Below are 18,749 nucleotides of genomic sequence, written 5' to 3' on the forward strand. Positions count from 1 at the left end.
CATAGCTGCTAGTGTCCGGGAAGCACCGCTTTTCAGAAGTGATAGAAAAAGCGGCCCCGGATAGATTCAGGTAATGAGGACAAGAACAATGCAACCTGATTTCTGGAATGACAAACGCCCGGCCGGCGTGCCCCTGGATATCGACCTTGGGGCCTATAAGTCGGTGATCGAGGTGTTCGAGCGTTCCTGCAAGAAATTTGCTGACCGCCCGGCATTCAGCAACATGGGCGTGACCCTGACCTACGCTGAACTGGAACGTTACAGCGCTGCGTTCGCCGGTTACCTGCAAGCCCACACCGACCTGGTGCCGGGGGATCGCATCGCGGTGCAGATGCCCAACGTCCTGCATTACCCGATTGCCGTGTTTGGCGCCCTGCGTGCCGGGCTGATCGTGGTCAACACCAACCCGCTGTACACCGCGCGGGAGATGCGTCATCAGTTCAAGGACTCCGGTGCCCGGGCTCTGGTGTACCTGAACGTGTTTGGACAGAAGGTCCAGGAAGTGTTGCCCGACACTGACATCCAATACCTGATCGAAGCGAAGATGGGCGACCTGATGCCCACCGCCAAGGGCTGGCTGATCAATACCGTGGTCGCCAAGGTCAAGAAAATGGTCCCGGACTATTCACTGCCCCGGGCCATCTCCTTCAAGAGCGCGCTACGTCTGGGCCGGGGCCTGGGCATCAAACCGCTGAACGTCGGTCTCGACGACATCGCCGTGTTGCAATACACCGGCGGCACCACCGGGCTGGCCAAGGGTGCGATGCTGACCCACGGCAACCTGGTGGCGAACATGCAGCAGGCGCGGGCATGCCTCAGTCAGTTGGGTGCCGACGGTCAGCCGCTGCTGCGCGAAGGCCAGGAAGTGATGATTGCGCCGCTGCCGCTGTACCACATCTATGCCTTCACGGCGAACTGCATGTGCATGATGGTGACCGGCAACCACAACGTGCTGATCACCAATCCACGGGACATCAAGGGCTTCATCAAGGAGCTGAAGAACTGGCGGTTCTCGGCGCTGCTTGGGCTCAACACGCTGTTCGTCGCGCTGATGGACCATCCCGACTTCAAGACCCTGGATTGCTCCAGTCTCAAACTCACCAACTCCGGCGGCACGGCGCTGGTCAAGGCCACCGCCGAGCGCTGGGAACAGCTCACCGGTTGCCGGATCACCGAAGGTTACGGCCTGACCGAAACCTCGCCGGTGGCCTGCACCAACCCTTACGGCGACAAATCGCGCATCGGCACGGTCGGCCTGCCGGTGCCGGGCACGACCCTGAAAGTGATCAACGACGAAGGCGTCGAGCAGCCGCTGGGCGAACGTGGCGAACTGTGCATCAAGGGCCCGCAGATCATGAAGGGCTACTGGCAGAAACCCGAAGCCACCGCCGAAGTGCTGGATGCCGACGGCTGGTTCAAGTCGGGCGACATCGGGGTGATCGACCCGGATGGTTTCGTGCGTATTGTCGATCGTAAGAAAGACATGATCATCGTCTCGGGCTTCAACGTGTACCCGAACGAGATCGAAGACGTGGTGATGGCCCACCCGAAAGTCGCCAACTGTGCGGTGATCGGCGTGCCGGACGAGCGTTCGGGGGAGGCGGTGAAACTGTTTGTGGTGGCCCGTGAGTCGGGGGTCAGCCTTGAAGAGCTGAAGGCTTACTGCAAGGAAAACTTCACGGCGTACAAAGTGCCCAAGCACATCGTGTTGCGTGAGTCGTTGCCGATGACGCCGGTGGGCAAGATTTTGCGGCGGGAGTTGCGGGATATCGCATAAACGGTCGTAGACCGAGGTGATGCCAAAAGATCGCAGCCTTCGGCAGCTCCTGAGGGGATCGCATTCCTCTGTAGGCGCTGCCGAAGGCTGCGATCTTTTGCGTTGAAAGCCGCGAATTCAGCGGCTTTCAGGGAGGTATAGGATTTTTGCTCTAAAATGACTGCTTGGCATTCTTGAGTCACAAAAGTGACTGTAGAGGCCTATTTAGGCTCTAGTCGGCCCTTGGCAAAGCTGCTACTCTCGGCGCGCTTTGTGACTTCTCGGCCTATGTAAAGCCAGATTCACCAATAGACAAACACCAATAATAATCGCATCAAATGCGGTGTTGAATTCGCGTTGCTGAGGAGTGGGCTTCCATGATCGAAGACTTTTGGAAGGATAAGTACCCAGCTGGAATTGCTGCCGAGATCAATCCAGACGAGTACCCGAATATTCAGGCAGTGTTGAAGCAATCCTGCCAACGCTTCGCTGACAAACCGGCATTCAGCAACCTGGGCAAGACAATCACCTACGGTGAGCTGTACGAATTGTCCGGTGCCTTTGCCGCTTACCTGCAACAGCATACCGATTTGCAGCCGGGCGATCGAATTGCCGTGCAATTGCCCAACGTGTTGCAGTACCCGGTCGCCGTCTTCGGTGCCATTCGCGCCGGGCTGATCGTGGTCAACACCAACCCGCTGTACACCGCGCGGGAAATGGAACACCAATTCAACGACTCCGGTGCCAAAGCCCTGGTCTGCCTGGCCAACATGGCGCATCTGGCACAGACCGTGGTGCCGAAAACCGGCGTCAAGCACGTGATCGTCACTGAAGTGGCCGACCTGCTGCCGCCGCTCAAGCGTCTGCTGATCAACAGCGTCATCAAGTACGTGAAGAAGATGGTCCCGGCGTATCACTTGCCCAAGGCCATCAAATTCAACGACGTGTTGAGCAAAGGCCATGGCCAGCCAGTGGTTGAAGCCAACCCGGCCAGCAGCGACGTGGCGGTGCTGCAATACACCGGCGGCACCACCGGCGTGGCCAAGGGCGCGATGCTGACCCACCGCAACCTGGTGGCCAACATGCTGCAGTGCAAGGCGCTGATGGGCTCCAACCTCAACGAAGGTTGCGAGATCCTGATCACGCCGCTGCCGCTGTACCACATCTATGCCTTCACCTTTCATTGCATGGCGATGATGCTGATCGGCAACCACAACATCCTGATCAGTAACCCGCGCGACTTGCCGGCGATGGTCAAGGAACTGTCGAAGTGGAAGTTCAGCGGTTTCGTCGGCTTGAACACATTGTTCGTCGCGTTGTGCAACAACGAAGCGTTCCGCAAGCTGGATTTCTCGAACCTGAAAATCACCTTGTCCGGCGGCATGGCCTTGCAACTGGCTGCGGCTGAACGCTGGAAAGCGGTCACCGGCTGCCCGATCTGCGAAGGTTACGGCATGACCGAAACCAGCCCGGTGGCTACGGTGAACCCGAGCCAGAACATCCAGATCGGCACCATCGGTATTCCGGTGCCGTCGACCCGGTGCAAAGTCATCGACGATGCCGGCGTTGAGCAGCCGTTGGGCGGCATCGGTGAACTGTGTGTGAAAGGTCCGCAAGTCATGAAGGGCTACTGGCAGCGTCAGGAAGCCACCGATGAAATACTCGACAGCGAAGGCTGGTTGAAGACCGGTGATATCGCACTGATTCAGCCCGATGGCTACATGCGCATTGTCGATCGCAAGAAAGACATGATCCTGGTCTCCGGTTTCAACGTGTACCCCAACGAACTGGAAGATGTGCTGGCGACCCTGCCGGGCGTGCTGCAATGCGCGGCCATCGGCGTGCCGGACGAGAAGTCGGGGGAGGCGATCAAGATCTTCATCGTTGCCAAACCGGGCGTGACCCTGACCAAGGAACAGGTGATGGAGCACATGCGCGCCAACGTCACCGGCTACAAGGTGCCCAAAGCCGTGGAGTTCCGCGACGCGCTGCCAACCACCAACGTCGGCAAGATCCTGCGCCGCGAGTTGCGCGACGAAGAGCTGAAAAAGCTGGGCGTGAAGAAAGTCAGCGCCTGATCAAACAAAAGGCCCCGCAGATGCGGGGCTTTTTGTTTAAGACGGTATCAAGAGCGCTTTTGTGGCGAGGGAGCTTGCTCCCGCTCGGCTGCGCAGCAGTCGCAAAAGCAGCCAGCGGCCTGATCAGGTGAATCGAGGTGCCTGATTTAGGGGCGCTACGCACCCCAGCGGGAGCAAGCTCCCTCGCCACAGGGGACTCTTCGATGGCTTGAGAGGATTACTGGCGGAACTGCGCGAAATTGACGTTGGTGCCCGCCGGACGCATGTCCTGCAGGTACGAGTCCTTGTCGGCGCTCAGTTCCAGGCTCAATGCAGCCTTGCGTTTACCCTGGTTGCGCACCACCAGGCCTTCGAGCTTCTCGCGCAGGAACACCGTCGGTACTTTCAGGTGCAGCAGTTCGTCGGTATCCGGGGTGTGCATCAGCAAGTGAATCCATTCGTACTGACCAATGGCCAGCCGCGCGACCGGGATATCGAACCAGAAAATGTTGCGGTTACGGTTCAATTCGGTGAAATGGCAGTTGTTGACGCCAAGCACGGCACCGCCAAGTTCCTGGTTTCTGCGGGCAATGGCCTGCTTTTTATCGAGTTTCATAACGTTCCTACGGGATTGGATCTTCAGCGCCATGGCCTGAATACGTTGCGCATTCTCGGGGCAAAGCCTGCAAACATAAAGCCTAACCTGCCTGGGGCGATGAAATGTTCTGTTGGGAAATAAATGAAACTCTGCGCAAAGGCTTTCGGTCCACCCTTATGTAACGACTTTCCCCGTTGAAATGTTCTCAGGAGACATACCATGAGCAGCACAGGCGATAAAGTTAAAGGCATGGCAAACGAAGCGGTCGGCAACGTCAAGCAAGGCGTCGGCAAGGCCACCGGTAATGACAAAATGCGCGCCGAAGGCGTCAGGCAGGAACAGAAAGGCGAAGCCCAGCAAGCGATCGGTAAGGTCAAGGATGCTCTTAAAAAAGGTATCGACAAGGCGTAACCCGGCGTTTGACGAGTAACAGAGACGGCCATCCGCGGATGGCCGTTTTTGTGTCAGCTTGAACTTGAGCAAGGAAATTGTTTCAAAGTCGCCAAGTAGGCTACTTTGTTGTAGAAAACGGCCCCTGAGTCGCCATGACTTCAACTTTTTTGCGGCGAGACGCTAATGTTTTTCCCGACCATGAAAGGTCTGCCCCTGCATCGCGTGATGATGCGCACGGTCACCGAGTTCGTCGCCGACGAGATGTCGACCTATGCCTCGGCGCTCGCCTATCAGATGCTGTTCTCGCTGTTTCCTTTCATCCTGTTCCTGATTGCCCTGATCGGCTTCCTGCACTTGCCGGACTTCTTCTCCTGGCTGCGCCTGCAATCGGAACTGGTGCTGCCGCCCCAGGCGCTGGAACAGGTGAACCCGGTGATCGACCAGCTCCAGCAATCCAAGGGTGGTTTGCTCTCGGTGGGTATCGTGATCGCCCTGTGGACCGCGTCCGCTGGTGTGCGGCTGATGATGAGTGCGATGAACGCCGCGTACGACGTGGTTGAAGGCCGTCCGGTGTGGAAGCGTTTTCCGCTGTCGATTTTCTACACCATCGGCATTGCCGGCATGCTGCTGGCCGCCGCTGCGCTGATGGTGCTCGGGCCGCAGGTGATGGCATGGATCGCTTCGCAGGTGGGCCTTGAAGATTTCATTGTGACCGTCTGGACCATCGCGCGCTGGCCGGTGATCGTGATTCTGTTGATGATGGCGGTGGCGCTGATTTACTACGTCATGCCCGACGTCAAACAAGAGTTTCGCTTCATCACCCCGGGTGCGGTGTTGTCCGTGGTGGTCTGGATCGTCGCTTCGCTGGGCTTCGGTCTGTACGTCAAAACCTTCGCCAACTACAACGCCATGTATGGCAGTATCGGCGCGATCATCGTGTTGTTGCTGTACTTCTATATTTCCGCCGCGGTGCTGCTGCTCGGTGCGGAAATGAACGCGGTGATCGAGCACATGTCATCCGAAGGCAAGAAACCCGGTGAAAAGGTGCACGAAGAACCCAAACAGCATGTCTCAGGACTGGGGCGAGATCACTCTATCCAGCCGACCACTGACGAAGTCATAAAATGATCCGTGAAATTCTGAAAATGGGCGATGAACGCCTGCTGCGCATCGCTCCGCCGGTGTCGGCGGAAATGTTCGACAGCCCCGAATTGTGGCAACTGATCGATGACATGTTCCAGACCATGGAAAGCGTCGGCGGGGTCGGCCTGGCCGCGCCGCAGATCGGTGTCGACCTGCAACTGGTGATCTTCGGTTTTGAGCACAGCGAGCGCTATCCGGACGCCGAAGCGGTGCCGCAGACGATTCTGATCAATCCGTTGATCACGCCCTTGAGCCCGACCCTCGAAGAGGGTTTCGAAGGCTGCCTGTCGGTGCCGGGCCTGCGCGGGGCGGTGGATCGCTATCAGCAGATTCGCTATGAAGGCTTTGATCCCAAGGGCGAGCCGATCGTGCGCATTGCCTCGGGATTTCATGCACGGGTGGTGCAGCATGAATGCGATCACCTGATCGGCCGGTTATACCCCTCGCGCATCACCGACTTCAGCAAGTTCGGGTTTACCGAAGTGATGTTCCCGGACCTTGATCCTGCGGCGGACGATTGAATCGCTAAAGGATCGCTGTTCATGCCGAACCTGGTTGCAAACCCATGGCAATCATCGGTTTGCTGCGCGCATAACGGCTCAACCGTTCGGCCAGGGCGTAGGGCAGGGGCGGGTCGAAGGTAAAACCACGACGCTCATAAAAGCCACGCAAATCCGGATGGCAGAACAGCCAGACCGGCTCTTCAAGGTGCTTGACGGCGTGGGCGATCAACGTCGCGGCGATTCCTTGTTCGCGACAGCTCGGGTCGACAAACAGCCCGGTCAGCCAATGCCCGCCGGCCACCGGCCGCAAACACAGCGCCGCGATGATCTCTTCACGTCTTGCGACCCACAATTGAGCGTCTCGCACCGCTTTCATCGACGATTGGTGGGCGCGGTAAAACTTGTTCATCAACGGCCATAACGGCGCGTCGAGCACGGTGTACTGGGTGTTGGGCATGGGCTCGGACAGTCGGTGGGCAGGGCACAGATTATAAAAGAACACGCGCGCCGGGATAGGTGTATACCTGATCTCACATCCCCTGTTAGTGGAGTACGCATCATGTCCAAAGGTATGGAATCAAAGAAAGCCGCGAAGAAAAAACCGGCGAAAACCGCAATTGAAAAACGCGCGGATAAGAAAGCCAAGAAGGTGAATGTGTTCGGCCACTGATCCCGCGTCCATGGAGCCCGAGTCCTCGGGCTCCTGTTTTTTGCGTCTATCGAAATAACCAAACAATCTGCAAGAAATCCCGGCGCCGTTGCACAGAGGGGGATTGGTTCCCGTTCTGAGCAAAGCCATGCCCCATTACTTTGACGCTGCCCATCGTGAAGAAATCGAAACCCTGCGCCAACGTTTCACCGCTCGCACCGAGTGGCCGACCTGGCTGTTGCTGATCGGCGTTTACGTCGGCTGGTTCAGTATTGTGCTGGGCAGTGCCCGGTTGGGGCTCTGGTGGAGCACGTTGTTGCTGATTCCACTGCTGGTGTTGTGGTTGTCGGTGCAGCACGAATTGCTGCACGGTCATCCCACCCGTTGGCCAATGCTGAATAAAGTCCTCGGTTATGCGCCGTTTGCGGTCTGGTATCCCTACACCTTGTACCGCGACAGCCATTTGCTGCATCACCGCGACGAAGACCTGACCATCCCAGGTAGCGACCCGGAAAGCCGTTACCTGAGCGCTGAACAGTGGCAGCGCAGTTCGCTGTTCGAACAGGGCCTGCACTGGCTAAACAAAACCGTGCTGGGGCGCTTGGCCCTCGGTGCGCCACTGGCCTTGCTGGCGCTGGTGCGGGAGGAGCTGCAACGGCTGAAAACGGGTGAGCGCCAAGCCTGGTTGATGTGGCTGAGCCATGGTGCGCTGACGCTGCTGATGCTGGCGTTCATCGCGCGCTACAGCGTGCTTCCGGTTTGGTATTACCTGTCGCTGATCAGCGTGCCGGCGCTGTCGATTGCAATGATTCGCTCCTACTATGAACACCGTCCGCATGCGCAACCGGAGCAACGCACCGTCATCAATGAAGCGGGGTGGCCGTGGCGCTGGTTGTTCCTGAATCTCAATCTGCACCTGGTGCACCACGACTTGCCGGGGCTGCCCTGGTACGACTTGCCACGGGTGTACCGCGCGCGTCGCGAGCAATGGCTGGCGCGCAGTGGCGGGTTTCTGGTGCGGGGTTATGGCCAGTGGGTGCGTTGGCACGGGGTGAGGGCGATTGACAGTCCGCGGCATCCGTTTCATTGATTTTCACTGGTGAAGAAATATTCGATGACACAACACCTTGCTGAATTACTGATGTACGTCGCTCCCGAGCCGATCCACCAAGCCAACGAGCGTTGGCTGTCGCAGATACTCGAACAGCTCGGCAGCACCCGCCTTGATGCCGAAGAACTGTCGCTGATGGACCTTTGGCTATCCCCGCACCTGCTGCTGACCCAAACCTGTGGTTACCCGTTGATGACAGCCTTGCGCGGTCGCGTCCGGGTCATTGGTCGTCCTCGTTATGAACTGCCGGACAGCAGCGGCGGCAACCATTGCAGCCTGTTGCTGACTCGCGCCGATGATCCTCGAAGAACCTTGTCGGCCTTGCGCGGCAGTCGCGGCGTGATCAACGGTGAAGACTCCAACAGTGGCATGAACCTGTTGCGTCACCGACTGGCGCCGTTGCACCGCGACGGGCAGTTTTTTGCCCGTGTCGCCATCAGCGGCAGCCACCGCGAAAGCCTGCGCTGGCTGCGTGACGACCTGGCGGACCTGGCCGCCATCGACAGCGTGACCTTCGCCTATCTGGCGCAGCACGCCCAGGCAGAAGTCGCTGGCTTGAGAATATTGGCGCGCACCGCGTTCAGTCCGACGTTGCCGTACATCGCGGCGGCTGACACCACTGATGTGCAGGCTGAACAGCTTCGACAGGTGATGAACCAGACATTGAAGGAACTGCCCGAGGTCGCCGAGACGTTGGGCCTGCAAGAAGTGTTGCCCGCCAGCGAGAGCGACTATCAGATTATTCTCGATTATCAGCGGGACGCCGAAGCGCTGGGGTATGGGCGGTTGCGATGAGGCTCATTCATGTAAATTCATTTATGGAATATAAAAATTCATTTTAAGTATTTTTAATGAATAAGGCTCCTTGCTAGGATCGCGCCACCGGATCACCGGACATTCAGCGACCCCTAACCCAAGGAGCCCCTATGTCCGGCGCCGACGTTTCCCATCGCAACGACGTGGGCGGATTGTTCCGCGCCCACTACGCCTGGCTGTGCGCACGCCTGCGCCGATATCTGGGAGCCAGTCCCAGTGTCGAAGACATTGCCGCCGAAACCTTCGTGCAATTGCTCGAGTCGCCGGGCCTGACGCCGATTCGCGAACCCCGCGCCTTACTCACTACCATCGCCCAGCGATTGATTTATCAGCTGTGGCGCCATCGGGATCTGGAACGCCAACACCTCGAGCAGTTACTGCCGACTGATCCGATTGGCGGGCCATCGCCTGAAGACCTGGCGCAGTTCTCCCAGACCCTGAAGCACCTGGATCGAACCCTCGGCCGCCTGCCGGGCCAGGTCAGGGCAACGTTTCTGCTGTCGCGAGTCGACGGCCTGACCTACCCACAAATTGCCGCCGAACTGGGCATTTCCCAGCGTTCGGTCAGCGTTTACATGACCCGTTCCCAGGCTCTGTGCGCGCTGCACAGCGCCAACGAACCCTTGAACCGAACGTCCTTGAACCGAACACCCCAGACCCGGAGGTCCGCATGAGATCGATCAAAACCCTGCTCGGCAGTTCGCTGCTGGCCCTGAGCCTTGTGGCTGGCCATGTTCCCGCCGCAGAAAAAACCACACCCATCCATTTCGGCGACATTACTTGGGAAAGCGGCAGCCTGATCACAGAGATCCTGCGGCTGATCGTCGAGAAAGGTTATGGCTACCCAACCGACACCTTGCCCGGCAGCACCGTCAGCCTCGAAGCCGCGTTGGCCAAGAACGACATTCAGGTGATCGGCGAAGAATGGGCCGGGCGCAGTCCGGCCTGGGTCAAGGCGGCATCGGAGGGCAAAGTGTTTGGTTTGGGCGATACCGTCAAAGGCGCCACCGAAGGCTGGTGGGTGCCGGAATACGTGATCAAGGGCGACCCGGAGCGCGGCATTAAGCCCTTGGCGCCGGAGCTGAAATCCGTCGCCGACCTGGCCCGCTACAAGGACGTATTCCGCGACCCCGAAGACCCAAGCCGCGGACGCTTCCTCAACAGCCCGACCGGCTGGACGTCGGAGATCGTCAACAGCCAGAAACTCAAGGCCTATGACCTGACCGCCAGCTACGTCAACTTCCGCACCGGTTCCGGCGCGGCACTGGATGCCGAGGTCGCTTCATCGATCCGCCGGGGCAAACCGGTGCTGTTCTACTACTGGTCGCCGACGCCACTGTTGGGCCGCTTCAAATTGGTGAAACTCGAAGAGCCACCGTTCGACGCGCAAGCCTGGAAAACCCTGGCCGATGCCAACCATCCGAACCCCAAGGGCACGCGTTCGATGCCGGCCAGCCTGGCCATCGGCGTGTCGGCACCGTTCAAGGCGCAGTACCCGGACCTGGTGGCGTTCTTCGAAAAGGTCGATTTGCCGATCGATCTGCTGAACCAGACCCTGGGGCAGATGAGCGAAAAACGCCAGCAACCGCGTCAGGTCGCCGAAGCGTTTTTGCGCGATCAGCCGCAAGTGTGGAAGGGCTGGGTGCCGGGTGAGGTGGCGAGCAAAGTGAGTGCGAGTTTGTAGTTCAGCGGTGTTTGATAGATAGCTATCGCGGGCTTGCCCGCGAAGCGATCTAAAGCCTTACACCAACTCCGCCGCCAATGCCGCTTTCACGCTCGGCCGCTGATCAACCCGCGCCTGAAAGCGCGCCAACGCCGGCCAATCATCCAGATCAATCGCAAACAGCCGAGCCCAACGCAACACCGTAAACAGATACGCATCGGCAATGCTGAACCCGCCGGCCATCAAGTAGTCCTGCCGCTCCAGCGTCCGGCTCAACACGGCAAAGCGCTTGAACAGTTTCTCTTTGATGAGCGCCTTCACCTCGTCCGCAAACTGCGGATTGAACAGCCAACCCAGCCCGCCATGAATCTCGGTCGAAACGAAGTTCAGCCATTCCTGTAACCGCACCCGCTCGAACGTTCCGCTCGCCGGTGCCAGGTTTGCCTCCGGGTGCAGATCCGCCAGGTACTGCAGGATCGCCGGGCCCTCGGTCAGCACATCGCCGTTATCCAGCTGCAATGCCGCGACGTAGCCTTTGGGGTTAATGGCGAGGAAGTCATCACCGGTGACGGTTTTCTTGCTGCTGTTGTCGACGCGGACCAACTCGAACGGCAGCTCCAGTTCGCGCAGCACAATGTGCGGCGCCAATGAGCAGGCTTGCGGGATGTAATACAACTTCATGGGCTGGGCTCTGGTTGCGGATTTGCGCCAGTGTCATAGTGCGCGGCACCCTCGGTAAAATTAATCTTTCAGAAAACTGCCATAAGGAAAGCTACTGCCATGATGAACTTGATGCATTGGCGAATGGTGGTGGCGGTGGCCGATACCGGCAACATTACCCGCGCCGCTGAGCGGGTCGGCATGACTCAGTCCGGTGCCAGCCAGGCACTGGCCTTGATTGAAGAAACCCTGGGCGTTCAGCTGTTCAGCCGGGAAAACCGCCAGACCTTGCCGACCGCCATCGGCTTGCCTGTGATCGAACAGGCACGAACCATGCTTGGTGCCCTGGAAAACATTCGCAGCACCGTCGACGCCGCTAAAGGCATCCAGCGCGGGACGATTCGTCTGGCCAGTTTTCCTTTGGTGCTGACGACGTTCCTGCCGTCACTGTTACGCCAGTTCAATCGGCTGTATCCCGGCATTCAAGTGGTGGCGCTGGAGGTCAGCGACGATGAAGTGGAAACGTTGCTCAGTGCCGGGCTGGTGGATGTCGGTGTGGCGTTGAACCCGGCACCCGCGCGCAATGCCGGACGTTTGGGGCGTGATGCCTGGGTGGCGGTTTTGCCCGGTGGCCATCCCTTGGCGCGTCGCTCGAATGAAGAGGGCGTCTCACTGGCGGAACTGGCGCAGCAACCCTTTGTGCTGGCCACGGGCGGGTGCTCGACCAATGCCCGCAGCCTGGCGGCTGATGCCGGGTTGCAACTGCTGGATGTGCGGGCCGAGGTGCGTGAGTGGAGCAGTGCGTTCACCCTGGTGCGGGAAAACATCGGCGTGACCGTGGTGCCGGAAATGACCCTGCCGACTCATCGCCAAGGCTTGCGGATAGTGCCGGTGACGCCGCGCATCGACCGGGAGTTTGCCTTGGTGGTCGCGCCCGACAAAGAACCTTCGGCGGCGGTGCGGGCGCTGCTGAGGATGCTCGCAGAACATCAGTTATCGGCTGATTCGTCCGGGAACTGAAAAGGAGGGCGATCAACCCTTGCCGCCGAGCGGCAGAGGTCGACCGACCTCAGGCTACAGCGCAAGAACCACGTTGCCCGGATTCTGGAGACGCACCGTCAAGGAAACCCAATGGGAATGTCGAACTCCTGAAATGCATCGTCCACCGGCCTATAACCCAACACCCGGGTAGTTTCACTGAGGTCCAGGCGTTTGAAACGGTTATTGGAGATACCGTGGGCGATCAGGTGTTGCACACCTTCGACCTCCACAGAGAGTTGCAGCAACTGCACTGCATCACGAGGGCTGAGCCATGCACTCAGGTCGCGAGCGTTGGTCAATTCGTGACGGTCCGCAAACTCGAAAGCGCCGATGCGTATGGCAATGCTCGAGAGGTTGTGTTTGGCAGCGTAGAACGCACACAAGGCTTCGCCATAACACTTGCTGACGCCATACAGATTGGCCGGCATCACCTGCATGCCCGGTGTGATCTGCCGGTCCACCGGATAGCCCTCGATGGTCTGCGCGCTGCTGGCGAACACCAATCGTTTACAACCCGCAGCCACGGCGGCTTCGAACAGGTAAGTGGTGGCCAGAATATTGTTGGGCAGTAACTCATCGAAAGAGGCGGTGGCGTGAGGGATGCCGGCCAGATGCACAATGACGTCGATGCCTTTCAGCACTTCGCTTATGGCGGTGAGGTCGGACAGGTCCAGGCGTACAAAGCGATGCGGTGCTTCGACATTGAAGTCGGGCTCGATACGATCCGTCAGCACGAAGGTGTAGCGGTCCTGCGAAGCTTCAAAAAAGGTTTTGCCGATTCTGCCGCAGGCGCCGGTCAGCAGTACGTTGAGTCCGTTCATGGGGTTCTCTTTTTATGGAAGGGCAGAGGGAGCGGGTTTGGCGTTATGGCACGCCGTTGCAGGCGTGTTCCATGAACCCCGGTCGCAATGCCAGTCGTTGGCAATACGCGTCGACGGCGGGATAGTCCGGGCGCTCCATCGGGGTCATCCGCCAGCGGTTGACCGACAAGCCGATGAGGATATCGGCCAGGGTGAACCGAGGTCCGGCGACATACGCACCGGTCGACGCGAGTTGTTGTTCAAGGATGCCCATTTTCGCGTTCCAGCCGCGAACGCCATCGGCGATCCGCTGCGCGTCCTGGAAGTTCGGCAATTGCCGCACCAGCGCAAAAAAGGCGTAGCCCCAGGACGGATTGAGTTCGGTGGCTTGCCAATCCATCCACTGTTCCACGCGAGCGCGCGCCGCCGGCTCGATGGGCAACAGATCGGTGTTTTGGTATTTGCCGGCCAGATAGCGGCAGATGGTGTTGGACTCCCACAGCACGCCGGCTTCGTCGATGAGCACCGGCACCTGTGCGTTAGGGTTGAGCTGGAGAAACTCCGGACTCTGGGTCGAGGCAAAACCGCTGCCCCAGTCTTCCCGTTCGTAGGAAACGCCCAGTTCATCGCAGGCCCACAGGACCTTTCTGACGTTGATTGACGAGGCCCGACCCAAAATCTTCAGCGCATGTCCCATTGAGCTTCTCCGTTTGCTGTTACAGGTGCCGGGAATCTAGCACGAGCAAAGGGATGATTGCGTATCAGGTGCTCTCGCGCACCTTCAATTCAAACCCCATGTCCTGCACCGGTTTGGCCACCGAATTGCCGGCCATCAAGGTCAGCATCAACTCGGCCGAACGACGGCCAATGGCCTCTCGAGGCGTATTGATGCTACTCAGGCGCGGCACCATGTGTTCGGACATGGGCAGGTCGTTGAAGCCGAGGATCGCCACCTGTTCGGGGATCTTGATCCCGCAGCGCAAGGCTTCGAGCAGTGCGCCCTGGGCCAGGTCGTCGTTGCCGAAGAAGATCGCATCGAGGTCTGGATGCGCAGCCAGCAATTGCAGGAACAGTTCGCCACCGAGTCCGACCGATGAGGCCCGTGGCGTCAACACTTCCAGATCCGGGTCGTAGCGCCCGGCCTTTTGCAGCGCCCGACGGAAACCTTCGCCCCGCAGCAACGTGCGCTGATCCAGCTGCGCTCCGATATAAGCCAGGCGTTTGCGACCGCGCGACAGCAAATGCTCGGCAGCTATTTCGCCGGCGGCCAGCTGCGAAAAACCGACGCAATTGAGTCCCGCCGCACTGTCCAGTTCCATCATGTAGACGCAGGGAATGTTGCTGGCCTCGATCATCCGCCGCGAACTTTCGGTGCGGTCGAAACCGGTCAGCAGCAAGCCGCGCGGCTGATAAGCCATGTAGTTGCGCAGCAGGTTTTCTTCTTCATCGCGCGAGTAATGGAAGTTACCGATCAGCACTTCGAAGCCCTTTGGTCGCAAAACCTGATGAATGGCTTCCAGCGTGTCGATGAACAGCAAGTTGGATAATGACGGTACCAACACCACGACGGAATGGCTCTGGGCCGAGGCCAGAGCACGGGCGGCGGGGTTGACCACGTAGTTCAACTCGAGGGCAGCCTTCTGGACTTTTTCCACCAGTTCGGTGGCCACCGTGCTGACGCCACGCAGGGCGCGGGAGGCTGTAATCGGGCTGACACCGGCCAGGCGCGCGACTTCGTTGAGGGTAGGACGGCCAGTGGTTCGTGTATTTTTATCGTTTTTAGGGGTATTCATCGGACGGCTTGCCAAACAAAATTCAAGGCACTAAGGTAGCGCTGTCTCGATGCAGCTGCAAATGCGTGAGCGGGGTTTGCCTGATCCTCGCTTTTCGGCATCGAGAACGAACATGCTGCAACCCACAAAAATGACAAGAAGGCGTCGGCAACATCTGCTTTTGCACTAGAGTTTTACGTAGCAAAGGTAGCGCTGTCTGCGCGCTGAGGTGTTACATGAATCATCCCATCACCGCCCTGGTCATCATGGGCGTTGCCGGTTGCGGCAAGACGTGTGTCAGCCAGGCCCTGTGCCAGCTCAGCGGCGCAACCGCCATTGAAGGCGACACTTTCCACCCTGCCGCCAATATCGAAAAGATGAGCGCGGGTATCCCCCTGAACGACGAAGACCGTGCCGGCTGGCTCGACAGCCTGTGCGATGAACTGCGCCGCGTCGACGCCCGTGGCGAGCGCCCGGTGCTGACCTGTTCGGCCCTCAAACACAGTTACCGCGAACGCTTGCGCAGTGCCTTGCCGGGCCTGGGCTTTGTGTTCCTTGAGTTGACCCCTGAAGTCGCCGCCGATCGTGTCTCCCATCGGCCGGGCCACTTCATGCCGTCGACCCTGATCGACAGCCAGTTCGCCACCCTTGAATCGCCCGTTGGTGAGCCCCTGACCCTGGCTCTGGATGCTTCAAGTTACAGCGTCGACGAATTGGCCGCTCAGGCCCACCGTTGGTGGCTCGATCACGGCCTGAAACTCGCCAGTTGAGTTTTGCTGCAAAAGATAGCGCTGTCCTGACGGCTTCTGATTAATCGCTTTAATAACAACAACAAACAGGAGACACCCCCCATGTTTGGCATGTCCCACGAGTCGTTTCTGCTGCTCGATGCAGTGGTCACGGTGATCGGCTTGATTGTCCTGATCACCAAGTTCAAGTTTCACCCGTTCATTGCATTGATCATCGCCGCCGCGTTCCTCGGGCTGACCTCCGGCATGCCGATCGGCACCATCATCAAGGCATTCCAGGATGGTTTCGGCGGCGTTCTCGGTTTCGTCGGGATCATTCTGGCGCTGGGCACCATGCTCGGCAAAATGATGGCCGAGTCCGGCGGGGCGGATCAGATCGCCCAGACCCTGATTCGGGCCTTCGGCAAGGACAAGGTGCAGTGGGCCATGATGTTCGCGGCCTTCCTGGTCGGCATCCCGCTGTTCTTCGAAATCGGCTTCGTGCTGCTGATCCCGCTGGTGTTCATCGTCGCCCGTCGTACCGGCGTGTCGATCATCAAGATCGGTATCCCGCTGCTGGCCGGTCTGTCCGCCGTGCACGGTCTGGTTCCACCGCACCCGGGGCCGCTGCTGGCGATCGGCGTGTTCGGTGCCGACATTGGTAAAACCATTCTCTACGGCCTGATCGTTGCGCTGCCGACCGCCATCATCGCCGGTCCGATCTACGGTACGTTCATTTCCAAGTACATTCCCGGTCATCCAAACCAGGAATTGGTGGACCAACTGGCGCGGGAGTCGGATTCCGCCGATCTGCCGAGCTTCGGCATTACCCTGGTCACCGTGCTGTCGCCTGTGTTCCTGATGCTGCTCAAGACCTTTGCCGATGTGGTGCTGCCGGATGGCAACTTCTTCCGCACCTTCATGGACCTGATCGGTCACCCGATCTCGGCCCTCCTGTTGGCATTGCTGCTGTCGCTGTACACCTTCGGCTACAAGCAGGGCATCGGTTCGCAACAGATGCTCAAATGGCTGGACTCGAGCCTTGCGCCGACCGCCGCGATCATCCTGATCATCGGTGCCGGTGGCGGTTTCAAGCAGATGCTGGTGACCAGTGGTGTAGGTGATGTGATCGGTCACATGGCAGTGGCGGCTCAGATCTCGCCGATCCTGTTGGCCTGGCTGGTAGCCGCGGTGATTCGCATTGCGACCGGTTCGGCAACCGTGGCGACCATCACTGGCGCCGGCATCGTGGTGCCGGTAGTGGGGATGATTCCGGGTGTGAACCGTGAGCTGCTGGTGCTGGCCACCGGTGCCGGTTCGTTGATCCTGTCCCACGTCAACGACGCCGGTTTCTGGCTGGTGAAGCAGTACTTCAACATGACCGTGGCGGAAACCTTCAAGACCTGGACCGCGATGGAAACCATCCTGTCCGTGGTAGGCCTGGGCTTCATCCTGCTGTTGTCATTGTTCGTCTGACACGAACGGCCAACACAAAAAAACCGCAGCGATGCGGTTTTTTTGTGGGTGAGATCTAACCCAATGTCGAGCAAGCTTTTTGTGGCGAGGGAGCTTGCTCCCGCTCGGCTGCGTAGCAGTCGTAAATCCGTCCACCGTGTTCTATCTGAAAAAAACATGGTGATTGGTTTTGGGGCCGCTTCGCGCCCCAGCGGGAGCAAGCTCCCTCGCCACAGATGTTTGTTCTCACAGGGTTTTGTGTGTCAGGCGTTGGTTTTGGTGACCAACCCATCCGCCCGAAACATCCCGCGAATTCCGCGTACGGCCTGACGAATCCGGTCCTGGTTTTCGATCAGCGCGAAGCGCACATGATCGTCCCCGTACTCACCAAACCCGACACCCGGCGAGACGCAGACCTTGGCCTCGGCCAGCAGTTTCTTGGCGAATTCCAGCGAGCCCAGGTGTGCATAAGCCTCGGGAATCTTGGCCCAGACATACATCGACGCCTTCGGGTTCTCGACCATCCAGCCCAATTCATGCAAGCCTTTGACCAGCACGTTGCGACGCTGGCGATACTGTTCGGCAATGTCGCGCACGCATTGCTGATCGCCTTCCAGCGCCGCAATGGCCGCGACCTGCAGCGGGGTGAAGGTGCCGTAGTCGTGGTAGCTCTTGATCCGCGCCAGAGCGTTGACCAGCTCCGGGTTACCGACCATGAAGCCGATGCGCCAGCCCGCCATGTTGTAGCTCTTGGACAGGGTGAAAAACTCCACCGCGATGTCCTTGGCGCCGGGCACTTGCATGATCGACGGGGCTTTCCAGCCGTCGTAGACGATGTCGGCGTAGGCCAGGTCGTGCACCACCAGAACGTCGTACTGTTTGGCGAGGGCGATCACCCGCTCGAAGAAGTCCAGCTCCACGCACTGGGCGGTGGGGTTGGACGGAAAGCCCAGGATCATCATCTTCGGTTTCGGGATCGAACCGCGAATCGCCCGTTCCAGCTCGGCGAAGAAATCCACGCCAGGGATCAGCGGCACCGACCGCACCTGGGCGCCGGCAATCACGGCACCGTAGATGTGAATCGGGTAGCTCGGGTTCGGCACCAGCACGGTGTCGCCCTGGTCGAGGGTGGCCAGCATCAAATGCGCCAGGCCTTCCTTGGAACCGATGGTGACGATGGCTTCGTTTTCCGGGTCGATATCAACCTGGTAGCGATCCTTGTACCAATTGGAAATCGCCCGGCGCAGGCGCGGAATCCCTTTGGACGTGGAGTAGCCGTGGGTGTCTTCGCGCTGGGCGACGGTGACCAGTTTTTCGACGATGTGCGGCGGCGTGGCGCCGTCGGGGTTGCCCATGCTCAAGTCGATGATGTCTTCGCCACGACGACGGGCGGCCATCTTCAGCTCGGCAGTGATGTTGAAAACGTAAGGGGGGAGTCGATCTATGCGCGCAAAGCGGCGCGGCGAACCTTGTTCGGCCATTGTTGCCTCGAATAACGTAAGCGCCCGGAACCGTCCGAGCGACGCTGGCCACTGCGGTGGCCTGTGGCGGAATGTAAGGGCAGGTATGGCAAACTGTCCAGCCTCTACGTAAACAATTTTTTC

The 18,749-nt window shown here is 59.2% G+C and carries 19 protein-coding genes; 12 read left to right on the forward strand and 7 right to left on the reverse strand.

Going from position 1 to position 18,749, the window contains the following annotated elements; genetic code table 11:
- Positions 1-88 precede the first annotated feature (88 nt).
- Both fadD2 and fadD1 read left to right on the forward strand, forming a co-directional pair.
- On the forward strand, positions 89-1,777 hold the full coding sequence (gene fadD2, locus FFH90_RS07490; RefSeq protein ID WP_064616391.1) for a long-chain-fatty-acid--CoA ligase FadD2: 1,689 nt from the start codon (positions 89-91) through the stop codon (positions 1,775-1,777).
- Between the two features lie 356 nt (positions 1,778-2,133).
- Complete coding sequence (gene fadD1 / locus FFH90_RS07495) at positions 2,134-3,834, forward strand: long-chain-fatty-acid--CoA ligase FadD1 (protein WP_018926455.1); 1,701 nt, start codon at positions 2,134-2,136, stop codon at positions 3,832-3,834.
- A 217-nt stretch (positions 3,835-4,051) separates the two neighbouring features.
- Here fadD1 and FFH90_RS07505 read toward each other — a convergent pair whose 3' ends face one another.
- The gene (locus tag FFH90_RS07505) at positions 4,052-4,429 is read right to left on the reverse strand and encodes a hypothetical protein (RefSeq protein WP_018926454.1); all 378 of its coding nucleotides are present in this window, start codon (positions 4,427-4,429) and stop codon (positions 4,052-4,054) included.
- A gap of 201 nt (positions 4,430-4,630) precedes the next feature.
- On the opposite strand from FFH90_RS07505, the gene FFH90_RS07510 reads away from it, so the two are divergent.
- The 3 genes from FFH90_RS07510 (at position 4,631) to def (ending at position 6,468) form a co-directional block, all read left to right on the forward strand.
- Complete coding sequence (locus tag FFH90_RS07510; RefSeq protein WP_018926453.1) at positions 4,631-4,822, forward strand: CsbD family protein; 192 nt, start codon at positions 4,631-4,633, stop codon at positions 4,820-4,822.
- A gap of 165 nt (positions 4,823-4,987) precedes the next feature.
- On the forward strand, positions 4,988-5,932 hold the full coding sequence (locus FFH90_RS07515; RefSeq protein ID WP_018926452.1) for a YihY/virulence factor BrkB family protein: 945 nt from the start codon (positions 4,988-4,990) through the stop codon (positions 5,930-5,932).
- Positions 5,929-6,468 carry a peptide deformylase gene (gene def, locus FFH90_RS07520; protein ID WP_064616393.1) on the forward strand — a complete coding sequence of 180 codons (540 nt, stop codon included), beginning with the start codon at positions 5,929-5,931 and terminating at the stop codon, positions 6,466-6,468. The genes FFH90_RS07515 and def overlap by 4 nt, the downstream gene beginning before the upstream one ends.
- A 19-nt stretch (positions 6,469-6,487) precedes the next feature.
- On the opposite strand, the gene FFH90_RS07525 is transcribed toward def, so the two are convergent.
- A complete protein-coding gene (locus tag FFH90_RS07525) occupies positions 6,488-6,907 on the reverse strand; it encodes a GNAT family N-acetyltransferase (RefSeq protein ID WP_019581452.1) in 420 nt (139 codons plus the stop codon).
- A 340-nt stretch (positions 6,908-7,247) separates the two neighbouring features.
- Between FFH90_RS07525 and FFH90_RS07530 the strand changes: the two genes are divergently transcribed.
- The 4 genes from FFH90_RS07530 (at position 7,248) to FFH90_RS07545 (ending at position 10,710) form a co-directional block, all read left to right on the forward strand.
- Positions 7,248-8,189 carry a fatty acid desaturase gene (locus FFH90_RS07530; RefSeq protein WP_018926448.1) on the forward strand — a complete coding sequence of 314 codons (942 nt, stop codon included), beginning with the start codon at positions 7,248-7,250 and terminating at the stop codon, positions 8,187-8,189.
- 24 nt (positions 8,190-8,213) lie between these two features.
- The gene (locus FFH90_RS07535) at positions 8,214-9,005 is read left to right on the forward strand and encodes a phosphate/phosphite/phosphonate ABC transporter substrate-binding protein (RefSeq protein ID WP_111454771.1); all 792 of its coding nucleotides are present in this window, start codon (positions 8,214-8,216) and stop codon (positions 9,003-9,005) included.
- Between the two features lie 131 nt (positions 9,006-9,136).
- Positions 9,137-9,700, forward strand: coding sequence for a sigma-70 family RNA polymerase sigma factor (locus tag FFH90_RS07540; protein ID WP_138866922.1), 564 nt, complete (start codon positions 9,137-9,139; stop codon positions 9,698-9,700).
- On the forward strand, positions 9,697-10,710 hold the full coding sequence (locus FFH90_RS07545; RefSeq protein WP_138866923.1) for an ABC transporter substrate-binding protein: 1,014 nt from the start codon (positions 9,697-9,699) through the stop codon (positions 10,708-10,710). The genes FFH90_RS07540 and FFH90_RS07545 overlap by 4 nt, the downstream gene beginning before the upstream one ends.
- 57 nt (positions 10,711-10,767) lie before the next feature.
- Here the strand turns inward: FFH90_RS07545 and gstA are convergent, their stop codons facing one another.
- Positions 10,768-11,370: a glutathione transferase GstA gene (gene gstA, locus FFH90_RS07550; RefSeq protein ID WP_111454773.1), complete on the reverse strand. Its 603-nt coding sequence runs from the start codon at positions 11,368-11,370 to the stop codon at positions 10,768-10,770.
- Between the two features lie 99 nt (positions 11,371-11,469).
- Here gstA and FFH90_RS07555 point away from each other — a divergent pair, with 99 nt between their 5' ends.
- Positions 11,470-12,369: a LysR family transcriptional regulator gene (locus FFH90_RS07555; RefSeq protein ID WP_138866924.1), complete on the forward strand. Its 900-nt coding sequence runs from the start codon at positions 11,470-11,472 to the stop codon at positions 12,367-12,369.
- Between the two features lie 98 nt (positions 12,370-12,467).
- Here FFH90_RS07555 and FFH90_RS07560 read toward each other — a convergent pair whose 3' ends face one another.
- The 3 genes from FFH90_RS07560 to FFH90_RS07570 form a co-directional block, all read right to left on the reverse strand.
- Positions 12,468-13,211 (reverse strand): NAD(P)-dependent oxidoreductase, encoded by a 744-nt coding sequence (locus tag FFH90_RS07560; protein WP_018926442.1) that lies wholly within the window; start codon positions 13,209-13,211, stop codon positions 12,468-12,470.
- 43 nt (positions 13,212-13,254) lie between these two features.
- Positions 13,255-13,887, reverse strand: coding sequence for a glutathione S-transferase family protein (locus tag FFH90_RS07565; protein ID WP_018926441.1), 633 nt, complete (start codon positions 13,885-13,887; stop codon positions 13,255-13,257).
- A 64-nt stretch (positions 13,888-13,951) separates the two neighbouring features.
- Positions 13,952-14,983 carry a LacI family DNA-binding transcriptional regulator gene (locus FFH90_RS07570; RefSeq protein ID WP_138866925.1) on the reverse strand — a complete coding sequence of 344 codons (1,032 nt, stop codon included), beginning with the start codon at positions 14,981-14,983 and terminating at the stop codon, positions 13,952-13,954.
- 215 nt (positions 14,984-15,198) lie between these two features.
- Between FFH90_RS07570 and FFH90_RS07575 the strand changes: the two genes are divergently transcribed.
- Together FFH90_RS07575 and FFH90_RS07580 are read left to right on the forward strand one after the other, a co-directional pair.
- Entirely contained in the window at positions 15,199-15,732 is a 534-nt protein-coding gene (locus tag FFH90_RS07575) for a gluconokinase (protein ID WP_019581445.1), read from the forward strand.
- An 81-nt stretch (positions 15,733-15,813) separates the two neighbouring features.
- Positions 15,814-17,166 (forward strand): GntP family permease, encoded by a 1,353-nt coding sequence (locus tag FFH90_RS07580; protein WP_111454775.1) that lies wholly within the window; start codon positions 15,814-15,816, stop codon positions 17,164-17,166.
- Between the two features lie 242 nt (positions 17,167-17,408).
- On the opposite strand, the gene alaC is transcribed toward FFH90_RS07580, so the two are convergent.
- Positions 17,409-18,626 carry an alanine transaminase gene (alaC, locus tag FFH90_RS07590; RefSeq protein ID WP_018926437.1) on the reverse strand — a complete coding sequence of 406 codons (1,218 nt, stop codon included), beginning with the start codon at positions 18,624-18,626 and terminating at the stop codon, positions 17,409-17,411.
- Positions 18,627-18,749: the final 123 nt, after the last annotated feature.

Origin of the sequence: Pseudomonas sp. ATCC 43928 (genome assembly GCF_005938665.2) — a bacterium.
Taxonomy (GTDB): Bacteria; Pseudomonadota; Gammaproteobacteria; order Pseudomonadales; family Pseudomonadaceae; genus Aquipseudomonas.